Source organism: Streptomyces sp. NPDC030820 (assembly GCF_055572075.1).
This window is the reverse complement of record NZ_JBVIEB010000011.1, coordinates 18,016-31,511: the sequence shown is the minus strand read 5'-3', so window position 1 is coordinate 31,511 and position 13,496 is coordinate 18,016. Positions and strand designations below refer to the sequence as shown.

Here is a 13,496-nt window from a genome sequence, read left to right as displayed (position 1 = left end):
GTCAGCTCTTGGCTGCGGCGGCCTTGGGCTTGGTGGCCTTGGCGGCTGCCGGGGCGGGCACCGTCTTGGCGTCGGCGGCGGCCGCGGCGGTGACCGCCGCGTCCCCGCCCGGCTCGGCGGCGGGCTCCTCCGGCCGGACACCGACGCCCAGCTTCTCCTTGATCTTCTTCTCGATCTCGTTGGCCAGGTCGGGGTTGTCCTTGAGGAAGTTGCGCGCGTTCTCCTTGCCCTGGCCGAGCTGGTCGCCCTCGTACGTGTACCAGGCGCCGGCCTTGCGGACGAAGCCGTGCTCCACGCCCATGTCGATCAGGCCGCCCTCGCGGCTGATGCCCTGGCCGTAGAGGATGTCGAACTCGGCCTGCTTGAAGGGCGGGGCGACCTTGTTCTTCACGACCTTGCAGCGGGTGCGGTTGCCGACCGCCTCCGTGCCGTCCTTCAGGGTCTCGATGCGGCGGATGTCGATACGCACCGAGGCGTAGAACTTCAGCGCGCGGCCACCGGTCGTGGTCTCCGGGGAGCCGAACATCACGCCGATCTTCTCGCGGAGCTGGTTGATGAAGATCGCGGTGGTCTTGGACTGGTTGAGCGCGCTGGTGATCTTCCGCAGGGCCTGGCTCATCAGCCGGGCCTGGAGACCGACGTGGCTGTCGCCCATCTCGCCCTCGATCTCCGCGCGCGGGACGAGCGCGGCGACGGAGTCGATGACGATCAGGTCGAGGGCACCGGAGCGGACCAGCATGTCCACGATCTCCAGGGCCTGCTCGCCGTTGTCGGGCTGGGAGAGGATCAGGTTGTCGATGTCGACGCCGAGCTTGCGCGCGTACTCGGGGTCGAGGGCGTGCTCCGCGTCCACGAACGCGACCTGGCCGCCGGCCTTCTGGGCGTTGGCCACGGCGTGCAGGGTCAGGGTCGTCTTACCCGAGGACTCCGGGCCGTAGATCTCGACGACACGGCCGCGCGGCAGGCCACCGACGCCGAGGGCGACGTCGAGCGCGGTCGACCCGGTCGGGATGACCTCGATGGGCTCCTTCGACCGCTCGCCCATGCGCATGACCGCGCCCTTGCCGAATTGCCGTTCAATCTGCGCGAGCGCGGCGTCGAGCGCCTTCTCGCGGTCGGTTCCTGCCATGGGTTCCACCCGGTTTGCTTGAGTCGATCGCTTCACGTCAAAGACGCTAACGCCTGCCACTGACAATGCGCCCCGACGCAGGCCCAGCCTGTGGATAACCATGGGACCTCTTCCCGCAAAACGGGGCGAAATCCACCGCCAAAGCCTCGCCTGAGCCTCCATGAGAATGGATGTTCGATTTTAGTGTCAAGCACACCACGCGGCGCCCGGAACCCGTGCTTCGGCGCCCCGCACCGCTACTCCCGACGGCGTACGCCGGGTGCCTTCGGCCGGACGACGACCGGACGTACCGCGCCCGGGAGCCTTGCCCCATGAAGGATCCGCGCGCCGTCGACCGCCTCTGTCATGCGACGGGGCTGCTCCTCGTCCTGTCCGGTCTCGTGCACCTGGGGGTGTTCGCGGTCGACGGGGGCCCGTGGACCGGTCCTGTCTCCTGGCGCAAGCCCGTCACGTTCGGGCTGTCCTTCGGGCTGACGCTGATCGCGATCACGTGGGTCACGTCGTATCTGCGCGTCGGGCCGCGGCTGCGCTCGGCCCTGCTGCTCGTCTTCGCCGCCGACTGTGTGGTGGAGGTCGGCGGGATCACTCTCCAGGCGTGGCGCAGGGTGCCCTCGCACCTGAACATGGAGACCCCCTTCGACACGGCGGTGTCCATGACGCTCGCGGTGGGCGGCGGTGTCCTGGTCGCCCTGCTCACGGTGTTCGCCGTCGCGTCCTTCCGGCACCGGCCGGCGGGCCCGGCCGGAATGCCGGTCGCGGTCCGTTCCGGGTTCGCGATCCTGCTGGTGGCGCTGGCCTCCGGGGCGGCGATGATCGCGCGCGGGGTCGTACTGACCCGCACCGGCCATCAGGAGGCCGCCTACCACTCGACGGCCCCGCTCAAGCCCCTGCACGGCGTGAGCCTGCACGCCGTGCTCGTCCTGCCCGCGCTGGCCTGGCTGCTGTCCCGCTCGCCCTGGAGCGAACGGACACGCCGGCGGATCGTGGCCACGGCGGTCGGCTGCTACACGGCGGCCGTCGCCGGAGCGGGGGTGTGGGCGGTGCTGACGTACCGATGACAGGACCGAGGGGGCACCGGCCCACCACGCGCTTCTTCGGTCACCGGCCCACCGCTCTTTTCCCGTCACCTTTTCCCGTCACCGGCCCACCACGCTCGCTTCTCCGCTCGTCTCCACGTCACCGGCCGCGACGTCCGCATCCGAGGCGCAGCGCCCTACGAGGACTCCTCCGGCTCGGGCTGCCCGGCCCGCGGCCGGCGTATCCGGGCCAGCGCCCCGGCACCGCCCGGGCCCCGGCCCCGGCGACCGTGCACTCTGGGATCGTCCGTGACGGCGTAGCGCTTCACATACGCCCCGAGGAACGCCTGGAGGGTGGCCACCGCCGGGATGGCGATCAGCGCGCCGACGGCGCCCAGCAGCGCGGTGCCGGCGATGACCGAGCCGAAGGCGACCGCGGGGTGGATGTCGACCGTCCTGGCGGTCAGCTTGGGCTGGAGCATGTAGTTCTCGAACTGCTGGTAGACCACCACGAAGACCAGCACCCACACCGCGTACCAGGGGTCGACGGTGAACGCGATCAGCATCGGCAGCGCGCCGGCGAGATAGGTGCCGATGGTCGGGATGAACTGCGAGACCAGGCCCACCCAGACGCCCAGGACGGGCGCGTACGGCACTCCGAGGGCCTGGAGCAGGATGTAGTGGGCGATGCCGGAGATGAGCGCCATCAGGCCGCGCGAGTAGAGATAGCCGCCCGTCTTGTCGACGGCGATCTCCCAGGCGCGCAGCACCTCGGCCTGGCGTGCAGGCGGCAGGACGGAGCACAGGGCGCGGCGCAGCCGGGGGCCGTCGGCCGCGAAGTAGAAGGAGAACAGCCCCACCGTCAGCGTCTGGAACAGCCCGCCGAGCACCTGTGCGGAGACGTCGAGGACACCGGCGGCGCTGTTCTGCGCGTACTTGCGCAGCCAGTCGGAGTGGAGCAGGCCCTCCTGGACGTCCACCCGCCGGAGCTCGGTGTGGAAGCTCTCGTTGATCCAGTTGATGAACGAGTCGAGGTAGTCCGGGAAGCCCTCGACCATCTTGATGATCTGGCCGGCCAGCATGGAGCCGAGCAGGGTGACGAACCCGGCGACGGCGATCGTCAACCCGAGGAAGACCAGGAAGGTGGCCAGTCCCCGGCGCATGCCGCGGGCGGCCATCCGGCTCACCGCGGGCTCGATCGCGAGGGCCAGGAAGAACGCGATCAATATGTTGATCAACAGCCCGGTCAGCTGGTGGAAGGCCCAGCTGCCGAGCTGGAACGCGGCGATCAGCGCGAGCGCGAGCACCATGGCGCGCGGCAGCCAGCGAGGCATGCGGCCGACCGCGGCGACGGCGTCTGGGGCCGTGGGCCGCTCGGGCCGTGTCGTGCCGGTCGGTGCCGCGTCCCGGGTCAGCGGCTCGTCGTCCTCGTCAATCGGTGCCACGGGCCAAGTCTCGCCCACGCCACCGACAACCGGCGCCGACCTGCGATCTTCGTGACCGATCGGTGCCGTACGGCCGGTCTCTTCACGGATGAATCGGAACGTTCCAGGCAGCGCTTCAGCGCCGCTCGCCGGGCACGTTCATGACCGTGCAGACCACCCGCCACACGTCCTTCGCGTCCCAGCCGGCGTCCAGCGCCTCGTGCACCGTGCGCCCGCCCAGCTCGGACATGACGTGATCGCGCGCGAAGGTCTCGGAGTACCCCGGACCGAAGTGTTCCGCCATTCGCTGCCAGAAGACCGTCAACCGCATGACTCCAGTATCCCGCCCCTGGGGGTGGGCCCCGGCCGGGAGCGCTTGCCGAGACCGCTTTCCGTCCTACGGTCTGACGCATGGCCGAAACAGGAGCTTCCCCACTCCCTTCCACGCCCCCGGCGCGTTCCCCGCTCTTCCGCGCCGAGCAGTTCGTGTGGCTCACCGCGCGCGTGCTGGAGCAGCGCCTCTTCGCGTACCACTTCCTGCACGGCACCCCGGACGCGGTGGAAGCGGCACTGGACGCCTACCGCAACGAGGACGGCGGATACGGGCACGCGCTGGAGCCCGATCTGCGCGGCCCCGTGAGCCAGCCCCTGCACTCTGCGCACGCGCTGCGCGTCCTGGACGTCATCGGGCGCTGCGGCGGGCAGCGGGTCGAGCGCGTGTGCCGCTATCTGACCTCGATCTCCACCGCGGACGGCGCCCTGCCGGCGATCCATCCCAGCCAGCGCGGATATCCGGTGGCGCCGTTCGTCCCGGTCGTCGACAACCCTCCCAGCGAGCTGCTCACCACGGGACCGGTGGTGGGGCTGCTGCACCGCAACGAGGTGTGGCACGCCTGGCTGTTCCGGGCCACCGACTTCTGCTGGCAGGCCGTGGAGTCCCTGGAGAAGTCACATCCGTACGAGGTGGAGGCCGCCGTGGCCTTCCTGGACTCCGCTCCCGACCGCTCGCGCGCGGAGGCCGCCGCGGACCGGCTCGGCCGCCTCGTGCGGGAGCAGCGGCTCGCGGCCCTGGAGCCGGACCGGCTCGACGCGTATCCGGTCGCGCCCGGTTACGCCCCGGGCGAGCATCACTTCCCGCACGACTTCGCCAGGACTCCGGAGTCGCTCGCGCGCGCGTGGTTCACGGACGACGAGATGGCACGCTCCCTGGACCACCTGGCCGCCGAGCAGCAGGACGACGGCGGCTGGCCGATCCGGTGGCACCGGTGGGCCCCGGCCCCCGCACTGGAGGCACGGCCCCTGGTGACGCTCGAGGCACTGCGCACCCTGCGGGCGTACGGCCGTTTCGTGGGCTGAGCCGGTGCCGCACCGCCGCCCGCCCGGCGTCCGGGCCCGACCGGTTCGCGCGCGGGACCGCCCGGATGATCCGCGCCGGCCCGCGCCGGTCCCGCGTCAACCGCCGAGGGCCCGTACGCCCGCCGTCACGATCACGGCCGCCGCGACGACCAGCAGGAACGGCGCGCGCAGCACCAGCGCCACGGCGGCTGCGCCGAGCCCCGCGCCCCGGGCCTCCAGCACGAGCCCGTGCCCGTCGGCGAACATCTGCTGAGCCGTGAGCGCGGCGAGGAGGGCGACGGGCAGCAGGGCGGCGAGCCGCCGTGCGAACGGTCGCTCCATGGCGCCCGCGGGCACCAGCAGCGCGGCGAGCTTGACGGCGTAGCAGCCGAGGGCGGTCAAGGCGATCGCTGTCCAGGTGTTCACCGGCCCTCGTCCGTTGCGGCGCGGCCGTTCGGTCCGGTCGCCGCCTCGCCCTGTGGGCCGCGTGGCCTTCGACGGCCCTCGGCGACGAGGGCGATCGGTGCCGCCAGGGCCGCCACCAGGACCGGGACGCCCGCGGTCGGCCGAGTCACGGCAGGCGGCCCCGCGGGCGGCGGCCCCACGGGCGGCGACGCGCCGCCGGTGCCGAGGCCGGGAGGACGGCAGCAGACCGAGGCCCAGCAGGAGCCGGCGACCCCGCGCTCGGTGGTCGTCCGCAGCATCGGCGCGAGCAGCGCCAGGACCACGGGCTGCCGTTTGCCCAGGTCAGCGCGATTGTCAGTGGGCGGGTGCAGGATGGACGCATGGTCAGCTCCGCACACCGAGCCCTCGACGGCTTCTCACCCGCGACCCGCGGCTGGTTCACGGGGGCGTTCTCCGCGCCCACCGCGGCCCAGGCCGGCGCGTGGCAGGCCATCGGCGCGGGCTCGGACGTGCTGGTGGTGGCCCCGACCGGCTCGGGCAAGACGCTGGCGGCGTTCCTCGCCGCCCTGGACCAGCTGGCCTCGACCCCGCCCCCGGCCGACCCGAGGAAGCGCTGCCGGGTGCTCTACGTGTCCCCGCTGAAGGCCCTCGCGGTCGACGTCGAGCGCAACCTCCGCAGCCCGCTGACCGGCATCCGCCAGGAGTCCGTGCGTCTGGGCCTGCCCCAGCCCGAGGTCAGGGTCGGCATCCGCTCCGGCGACACCCCTGCGGCCGAGCGGCGCGCCTTGTCCACCCGCCCGCCGGACATCCTGATCACCACCCCCGAGTCGCTGTTCCTGATGCTGACCTCGGCCACGCGCGACGCGCTCACGGGCGTGGAGACGGTGATCCTGGACGAGGTGCACGCGGTCGCGGGCACCAAGCGCGGCGCCCATCTCGCGCTCTCCCTGGAGCGGCTCGACGAGCTGCTGCCGAAGCCGGCCCGCCGGATCGGCCTGTCGGCGACGGTCCGTCCGGTGGACGAGGTGGCCCGGTATCTCTCGCCCCGGCGCAAGGTGGAGATCGTCCAGCCGGAGTCGGGCAAGGAGTTCGACCTGTCCGTGGTGGTACCGGTCGAGGACATGGGCGAGCTGGGCGGCTCCCCGGCGGCGGACGCGGCCGAGGGCGGGGAGCGGCCGTCGATCTGGCCGCACGTGGAGGAGCGGATCGCCGACCTGGTCCAGTCCCACCGCTCCACGATCGTCTTCGCCAACTCCCGGCGGCTCGCCGAGCGGCTGTGCAACCGGCTGAACGAGATTGCCTACGAACGGGCGACCGGCGAGACCCTGGACGAGCACCACTCCCCGGCCCAGCTGATGGGCGGCTCGGGCGCGGCCCAGGGCGCACCCCCGGTGATCGCCCGCGCGCACCACGGCTCGGTCTCCAAGGAGCAGCGCGCCCTGGTCGAGGAGGATCTGAAGGCGGGCCGGCTGCCCGCCGTGGTCGCCACGTCCAGCCTGGAGCTGGGTATCGACATGGGCGCCGTCGACCTGGTCGTGCAGGTCGAGTCCCCGCCCTCGGTCGCCTCCGGCCTCCAGCGCGTCGGCCGCGCGGGGCACCAGGTGGGCGCCATCTCCACCGGTGTCGTCTTCCCCAAGTACCGCGGCGACCTCGTCCAGGCGGCCGTGGTCACCGAGCGGATGCGCTCGGGCTCGATCGAGTCCCTGAAGGTGCCGGCGAACCCGCTCGACGTGCTCGCGCAGCAACTGGTCGCGATGACGGCCCTGGACACCTGGCAGTTCGACGACCTGCTCGCCGTGGTCCGCCGTGCGGCCCCCTTCGCCTCGCTCCCCGAGTCGGCGTTCACGGCGGTCCTCGACATGCTCGCGGGCCGCTATCCGTCCGACGCGTTCGCGGAGCTGCGCCCGCGCGTGGTGTGGGACCGCGTGACCGGCGAGATCACCGGCCGCCCGGGCGCCCAGCGCCTCGCCGTCACCTCCGGCGGCACCATCCCCGACCGCGGCCTGTTCGGGGTCTTCCTCGCCGGTTCCGACCCCAAGAAGGGCGGCGGCCGGGTCGGCGAGCTGGACGAGGAGATGGTCTACGAGTCCCGGGTCGGGGACGTCTTCACGCTGGGCACGAGTTCCTGGCGCATCGAGGACATCACCCGCGACCGGGTCCTGGTCTCGCCCGCCCCCGGTGTGCCGGGCCGGCTGCCCTTCTGGAAGGGCGACCAGCTGGGCCGCCCGCTCGAACTGGGCCGCGCGGTGGGGGCGTTCCTGCGCGAGGTCGGCGCGCTGCCCAGGGACGATGCCCGGCTGCGGCTGCTCGCGGCGGGCCTGGACGCCTGGGCGGCGGACAATGTGCTGTCGTACCTGGACGAGCAGCGCGAGGCATGCGGCCATGTCCCGGACGACCGCACGATCGTCGTCGAGCGCTTCCGCGACGAGCTGGGCGACTGGCGGGTCGTCGTCCACTCCCCCTTCGGCGCCCAGGTGCACGCCCCCTGGGCCCTCGCGCTCGGCGCCCGCCTGTCCGAGCGGTACGGCATGGACGCGCAGGTCATGCACGCCGACGACGGCATCGTGCTGCGCCTGCCCGACGCCGACCTGATGGGCCTGGACCTGCTCGACCAGGCACCGATGAAGGCCGGCACGGAGTACGACGCCGACCAGGCACCCGTCGGCGCGGCGGACGTCGCCTTCGACAAGGGCGAGGTCGACCAGATCGTCACCGACCAGGTCGGCGGCTCCGCCCTGTTCGCCTCCCGGTTCCGCGAGTGCGCCGCCCGCGCGCTGCTGCTGCCGCGCCGCAACCCCGGCAAGCGCACGCCGCTGTGGCAACAGCGCCAGCGCGCGGCCCAACTGCTGCAGGTGGCGAGCGAGTTCGGCTCGTTTCCGATCGTCCTGGAGGCCGTCCGCGAATGCCTCCAGGACGTCTTCGACGTCCCCGGGCTCGTCGAGCTGATGGGCGACATCGAGTCCCGCAAGGTCCGCCTGGTCGAGGTCACCACCCCGGAGCCGTCCCCGTTCGCCCGCTCCCTGCTGTTCGGATATGTCGCCCAGTTCCTGTACGAGGGCGACTCCCCGCTCGCCGAGCGCCGCGCCGCCGCGCTGTCCCTGGACTCGCGGCTGCTGGCCGAGCTGCTGGGCCAGGCGGAGCTGCGCGAGCTGCTCGACGCCGAGGTGCTGACCGAGCTGGAGCGCGAGCTGCAGTGGCTCACCGAGGACCGCCGGGTCAAGGACGTGGAGGGCGTGGCCGATGTACTGCGGCTGCTCGGCCCGCTGACCGACGCCGAGCTGGTCGCGCGGGGCGCGGATGCGCAGTGGGCGCGCGAGCTGGCCGGCGCCCGCCGGGCCATCAAGGTCCGGATCGCCGGTGCCGACCACTGGGCGGCGGTCGAGGACGCGGGCCGGCTGCGCGACGCGCTCGGCACGGCACTGCCGGTCGGCGTGCCCGAGGCCTTCACCGAGCCGGTCAAGGACCCGCTGGGCGATCTCCTCGCCCGGTTCGCCCGCACCCACGGCCCGTTCACGTCGGCCACGGCGGCGGCCCGCTTCGGCCTGGGCGTGGCGGTCACCGAGGGCGCCCTGCAGCGGCTCGCCGCGAGCGGCCGGGTGGTGCAGGGCGAGTTCCACCCGGCGGGCATCGGCCAGGAGTGGTGCGACGCGGCCGTACTGCGCCGCCTGCGCCGCCGCTCCCTGGCGGCCCTGCGCCATGAGCTGGAGCCCGTGCCACCGGCGGCGCTGGCCCAGTTCCTGCCCCAGTGGCAGCACATCGGCAGGGGGCACGGTCTGCGCGGCATCGACGGACTGGTGCGCGCCGTCGAGCAGTTGCAGGGCGCCTCCGTGCCCGCCTCCGCACTGGAGAAGCTGGTCCTGCCCTCCCGCGTGGCGAACTACGCACCCGCGATGCTCGACGAACTGACGGCCGCCGGCGAAGTGGTGTGGTCCGGCGCGGGCGCCCTGCCCGGCAAGGACGGCTGGGTCTCCCTCTATCTGGCGGATGCGGCCCCGCTGCTGCTCCCGCCGGCCCACCCCCTGGAGCTGACCGCGCTCCACCAGTCCGTCCTGGACGCCCTCTCCGGCGGCTACGGCCTGTTCTTCCGCCAGATCGCCGACCAGGTCCGTGCCACCACCCACCCCGACGTCACCGACCCCCAACTGGCCGACGCGCTCTGGGATCTGGCTTGGTCGGGCCGGCTCACCAACGACACCCTCGCGCCGATGCGCTCCCTGCTGGGCTCGGGCCGTACGGCGGGCTCGACCGCCCACCGCGCCAAGCGTGCCGTCCCGCGCGGGCGCTACGGCTCCCTGACGGCCGCCGCGCGCACCGCGTCCCGCACCGGTCCGCCGACGGTCGCCGGCCGCTGGTCCCTGCTTCCGACGGCCGAGCCGGACCCCACCGTGCGCGCACACGCGCTGGCCCGCACCCTGCTGGACCGGCACGGCGTGGTCACCCGCGGGGCGGTCGCCGCGGAGGGGATCGAGGGCGGCTTCTCGGCGGTGTACCGCGTGCTGTCCGCGTTCGAGGAGAGCGGCCAGGCGCGGCGCGGCTATGTGGTCGAGGGCCTGGGCGCGGCCCAGTTCGCCATGGACGGCGCGGTGGACCGACTCCGCGCGGTGTCCAACGCCCGCGACCGCGGCGAGAGCCTGACCGCCGCGGACCCCCGGGGCGGCTTCCCGAGTCCCTCGGACGGCTTTGCCGCACCGCCGTTCCCGAACGAGTTCACCGGAAGCGACGGCCCACCCCACGAACACCCCCTCCCCGGCGCCTTCGACGGGTCGGACGGCGGCTTCGCCCACCCCGGCCTCGACGGCGACTTCACCTGGCCACCGGCAGACCCCCCGCCCGGCCCCGGCGACTATGTCTCGCCCCGCGACCTCGCCGACCCCTTCGCCTCCCCCGGCTACGGCGGCCCCAGAGGCGGCTCAGCCGGCGCCTACGGCTCACCGGCGCACCGGGGCTACGGCGGCGGTCGTACGAGCACGACCGCACCTGACCCACGTGCCGTGGTCCTCGCCGCGGCCGATCCCGCCAACGCGTACGGCGCGGCCCTGTCCTGGCCCGAGCCGCCGACCGGGGCCGGGCACAAACCGGGCCGCAAGGCGGGCTCGCTGGTCGTCCTGGTGGAGGGCGAGCTGACGCTGTACATGGAGCGCGGCGGCAAGACCCTGCTGGCCTGGCCCGCCACCCCGGACACCGCGGCCCCGGACGACCCCCGGCTCCGTACGGCCGCGGAGGCCCTGGCCGCGGCGGCCCGCGCGGGTTCCCTCGGCACGGTCGCGGTCGAGCGGATCAACGGCGCCCAGGCCCTGACCTCGCCGATAGGCACCCTTCTCGAAGCAGCGGGCTTCGTGGCCACACCGCGCGGCCTGCGCCTGAGAGCGTGACCGCCGACGGGCGGCCGCGCCGCCACCGCCACCCGAACGCCCGCCTCACCCAACCGTGGCACCCTTGACGCATGCCCGAAGGTGACACGGTCTGGCAGGCCGCGAGGCGGCTGCACGAGGCCCTCGCGGGCAAGGCACTGACCCGCAGCGACTTCCGTGTGCCGAAGTACGCGACGGTCGACCTCACGGGTCGCACGGTGCTGAGCACGGTCCCGCGCGGCAAACACCTCCTCACCCGGTTCGAGGGCGGTCTGACCCTCCACACGCATCTGCGGATGGAGGGCGCCTGGAAGGTGTACGGCACCGGCGAGCGCTGGCGGGGCGGCCCGGCACACCAGATCCGGGCGATCCTCGGCACCGCCGACCGTACGGCCGTGGGCTACCGGCTCCAGGTCCTGGAGCTGCTGCGCACGACCGAGGAGGAGCGGGTCGTCGGCCACCTGGGCCCCGACCTGCTCGGCCCGGACTGGGACCCCGAGCGCGCCCTCGCCAACCTCCTCGCCGACCCCGCCCGCCCGCTCGGCGAGGCCCTGCTCGACCAGCGCAACCTCGCCGGCATCGGCAACATCTACAAGAGCGAGCTGTGTTTCCTGCTGGCTGTCACCCCGTGGCTGCCGGTCGGCGCGCTCCCCGCGGACCGCACCGAGAAGCTGCCCGCGCTCGCCAAGAGGCTCCTGGAGGCGAACCGCGACCGCCCGGTCCGCCAGACCACAGGCCTGCACCGGCACGACCTGTTCGTCTACGGCCGCGCACCCCGCCCCTGCCTGCGTTGCCACACCCCGGTCCGCGTGGCCGACCAGGGCGACGGCTCCCGGGAACGCCCCACCTACTGGTGCCCCACCTGCCAGACGGGCCCGGCCCCGGCCCCCGGCTCACCGCAACACCGGCAAGACCGCCGGCCCCGCCGCACCACCTGACGCCCCGCCCCACACCGCTCCGGCACCGTCGGCACTGGCGTTGTCGGACCGGCATCGGCGGCCTGCCAAGGTAATTGACGGACCGTCAGAAGCGGTCGTAGCGTCGCTCCATGCCCCTCACCGCGTACGACCTCACCGGACGCACCGCATTCGTCACCGGAGCCGCCGGTGGTATCGGCCGGGCCTCCGCCGTGCTGCTCGCCGAGGCGGGGGCGACCGTGCACTGCGCCGACCGGGACGCGGACGGCCTGCAGGGCACGGCGGAGCTGATCGAGAAACGCGGCGGCAGGGCCCGTACGCATGTCCTGGACGTCACCGACCGGGCCCGGCTCGCCGAGGCCGTCCGGTCCTGCGAGCGCCTGGACGTGATGGCGGCAATCGCCGGGATCATGCACAGCAGCCCCGTGCTGGAGACCCGTGACGAGGATCTCGACCGGGTGCTGAACATCAATTTCAAGGGCGTGCTGCACGCCTGCCAGGAGGCGGCCCGTTCGATGCTGGCCCATGACACTCGGGGCAGCATCGTGACCATGGCCTCCGGCGCGGTCGACACCGGAGGCCCCGGGCTGCTCTGCTACGGCGCGGCGAAGGCGGCCGTGGTCCAGCTCACCAGGACGCTGGCCACCGAGGTCGGCCGGCACGGCATCCGGGTCAACGCGATCGCTCCGGGCTGGATCCGCACCCCGATGACCGACCGCCACGACCGCGAGACACAGGCGCACACCGAGGGCGTGATGGCCCGCATGGCACCGCTGGGCCGGGTCGGTGAGCCGGATGACGTCGCTCACGCGGTGCTGTACCTGGCGTCGGACGCCTCGGCGTTCACTACGGGTCAGATACTTCGCCCGAACGGGGGTGTGGCGATGCCCTGGTAGCGTCCTGCGCCCGCCAGACGGCCATCCAGCGGCCCTTCGGCACCGCCCCCACCGCGTGCCCCTTGGGGACGCAGTGCACGGGCAGCAGGCTCACCCCCCACCCGCCGGCCGCGACGGCGCCTTCCAGCACGCCCGCGCCCTGCCCCAGAGCGATCCGGAGCACGGCCCACCACCACACGGCCGCGAACCCCAGCCCGACCGCCCAACGCACTGTCCGTGCCACCATGCCCGCCACCACCTCCTGCCGGACGCTAGACCTCCGCCCGCCCGGCGGGGAAGGCGCACCACGGGCTCACCGGTGCACGCACATCAGCCCATCGGCACCTGAACAGCACCGGCAACCGACCCCGGCCAGAACACCTACGCGTTCTCCGCCTGGAACATCCAGTGATGCTTCTCCAGATCCGCCGTGATCCCGATGAAGATGTCTTGGGACACCGGATCCGGCTCCGCCGTGGCCGCCACCCGCACCCGCATCCCGGCGATCACCGCGCCGAGCGCGTCCACCATCGCCCCGACCGCGTCCCCGTCCTTGATCCAGCCCGCCGGAGTGGTGCTGATGCCGCTGCCGGAGGCCACCGTGGCGGCGCGCCCGTCCGGCGGTACGCCCAGGGCCGAGGCCCGCTCGGCCACCGTGTCGGAGTGGGTGCGCGCGGAGGCGACGACCTCGTCGAGCTGGAGGTGGATGGAGCGGAAGCGGGGCCCGACGATGTTCCAGTGGATCTGCTTGGCGACCAGCGAGAGGTCCACCAGGTCGACGAGGGCACCCTGCAGTGCCTCGGCCACGGTCTTCAGGTCCGCGTCGGCCAATGGGCTCTTCACGACATGCATCCGCTTCCTCCGGTGCTTCGGCGCCGTCACGTCCCTCCACCATGACCGCACCGACCGACCCCGGCAAACGGGCACAAAAGTGAAACAAGTCGCACATGCGACCGGTAAAGCGAAAGCCCCGGCCACGCTCCCCGGGGTTCATCCCGAGAAGCCCGGCCGGGGCCTCATATGTTCGCTAGGCCGCGCACGCGT

The 13,496-nt window shown here is 73.2% G+C and carries 10 protein-coding genes and 1 pseudogene; 5 read left to right on the top strand and 6 right to left on the bottom strand.

Annotation, left to right across the window (positions count from 1 at the left end; translation table 11 throughout):
- Position 1: 1 nt before the first annotated feature.
- Positions 2–1,129 (bottom strand): recombinase RecA, encoded by a 1,128-nt coding sequence (gene recA / locus ACZ418_RS28410; protein WP_468368405.1) that lies wholly within the window; start codon positions 1,127–1,129, stop codon positions 2–4.
- Between the two features lie 311 nt (positions 1,130–1,440).
- Here recA and ACZ418_RS28405 point away from each other — a divergent pair, with 311 nt between their 5' ends.
- On the top strand, positions 1,441–2,187 hold the full coding sequence (locus tag ACZ418_RS28405) for a hypothetical protein (RefSeq protein ID WP_468368403.1): 747 nt from the start codon (positions 1,441–1,443) through the stop codon (positions 2,185–2,187).
- Positions 2,188–2,342: 155 nt separating this feature from the next.
- On the opposite strand, the gene ACZ418_RS28400 is transcribed toward ACZ418_RS28405, so the two are convergent.
- Together ACZ418_RS28400 and ACZ418_RS28395 are read right to left on the bottom strand one after the other, a co-directional pair.
- Positions 2,343–3,590, bottom strand: coding sequence for an AI-2E family transporter (locus tag ACZ418_RS28400; protein ID WP_468368400.1), 1,248 nt, complete (start codon positions 3,588–3,590; stop codon positions 2,343–2,345).
- Positions 3,591–3,705: 115 nt separating this feature from the next.
- Positions 3,706–3,900 (bottom strand): DUF3046 domain-containing protein, encoded by a 195-nt coding sequence (locus tag ACZ418_RS28395; protein ID WP_468368397.1) that lies wholly within the window; start codon positions 3,898–3,900, stop codon positions 3,706–3,708.
- A gap of 80 nt (positions 3,901–3,980) precedes the next feature.
- Between ACZ418_RS28395 and ACZ418_RS28390 the strand changes: the two genes are divergently transcribed.
- Entirely contained in the window at positions 3,981–4,925 is a 945-nt protein-coding gene (locus ACZ418_RS28390; RefSeq protein WP_468368394.1) for a hypothetical protein, read from the top strand.
- A gap of 96 nt (positions 4,926–5,021) precedes the next feature.
- Here ACZ418_RS28390 and ACZ418_RS28385 read toward each other — a convergent pair whose 3' ends face one another.
- A complete protein-coding gene (locus ACZ418_RS28385) occupies positions 5,022–5,330 on the bottom strand; it encodes an AzlD domain-containing protein (RefSeq protein ID WP_468368392.1) in 309 nt (102 codons plus the stop codon).
- Positions 5,327–5,632 (bottom strand): annotated as a pseudogene (locus tag ACZ418_RS28380) (hypothetical protein); the annotation flags it as partial. The gene ACZ418_RS28385 and the pseudogene ACZ418_RS28380, both read right to left, overlap by 4 nt.
- A gap of 57 nt (positions 5,633–5,689) precedes the next feature.
- Here ACZ418_RS28380 and ACZ418_RS28375 point away from each other — a divergent pair.
- From ACZ418_RS28375 to ACZ418_RS28365, 3 genes are all read left to right on the top strand, one after another.
- Positions 5,690–10,681 (top strand): ATP-dependent helicase, encoded by a 4,992-nt coding sequence (locus ACZ418_RS28375; RefSeq protein WP_468368390.1) that lies wholly within the window; start codon positions 5,690–5,692, stop codon positions 10,679–10,681.
- A gap of 71 nt (positions 10,682–10,752) precedes the next feature.
- A complete protein-coding gene (locus ACZ418_RS28370) occupies positions 10,753–11,598 on the top strand; it encodes an Fpg/Nei family DNA glycosylase (RefSeq protein ID WP_468368388.1) in 846 nt (281 codons plus the stop codon).
- A gap of 110 nt (positions 11,599–11,708) precedes the next feature.
- The gene (locus ACZ418_RS28365) at positions 11,709–12,473 is read left to right on the top strand and encodes an SDR family NAD(P)-dependent oxidoreductase (RefSeq protein WP_468368386.1); all 765 of its coding nucleotides are present in this window, start codon (positions 11,709–11,711) and stop codon (positions 12,471–12,473) included.
- 360 nt (positions 12,474–12,833) lie between these two features.
- On the opposite strand, the gene ACZ418_RS28360 is transcribed toward ACZ418_RS28365, so the two are convergent.
- Positions 12,834–13,304 (bottom strand): Dps family protein, encoded by a 471-nt coding sequence (locus tag ACZ418_RS28360; RefSeq protein WP_468368935.1) that lies wholly within the window; start codon positions 13,302–13,304, stop codon positions 12,834–12,836.
- Positions 13,305–13,496 lie beyond the last annotated feature (192 nt).

Coding starts and splice junctions, on each gene's coding strand:
- ACZ418_RS28365 (WP_468368386.1), top strand. CDS start 11,709: ATGCCCCTCACCGCGTACGACCTCACCGGACGCACCGCATTCGTCACC.
- ACZ418_RS28405 (WP_468368403.1), top strand. CDS start 1,441: ATGAAGGATCCGCGCGCCGTCGACCGCCTCTGTCATGCGACGGGGCTG.
- ACZ418_RS28390 (WP_468368394.1), top strand. CDS start 3,981: ATGGCCGAAACAGGAGCTTCCCCACTCCCTTCCACGCCCCCGGCGCGT.
- ACZ418_RS28360 (WP_468368935.1), bottom strand. CDS start 13,304: ATGCATGTCGTGAAGAGCCCATTGGCCGACGCGGACCTGAAGACCGTG.
- ACZ418_RS28395 (WP_468368397.1), bottom strand. CDS start 3,900: ATGCGGTTGACGGTCTTCTGGCAGCGAATGGCGGAACACTTCGGTCCG.
- ACZ418_RS28370 (WP_468368388.1), top strand. CDS start 10,753: ATGCCCGAAGGTGACACGGTCTGGCAGGCCGCGAGGCGGCTGCACGAG.
- ACZ418_RS28375 (WP_468368390.1), top strand. CDS start 5,690: ATGGTCAGCTCCGCACACCGAGCCCTCGACGGCTTCTCACCCGCGACC.
- recA (WP_468368405.1), bottom strand. CDS start 1,129: ATGGCAGGAACCGACCGCGAGAAGGCGCTCGACGCCGCGCTCGCGCAG.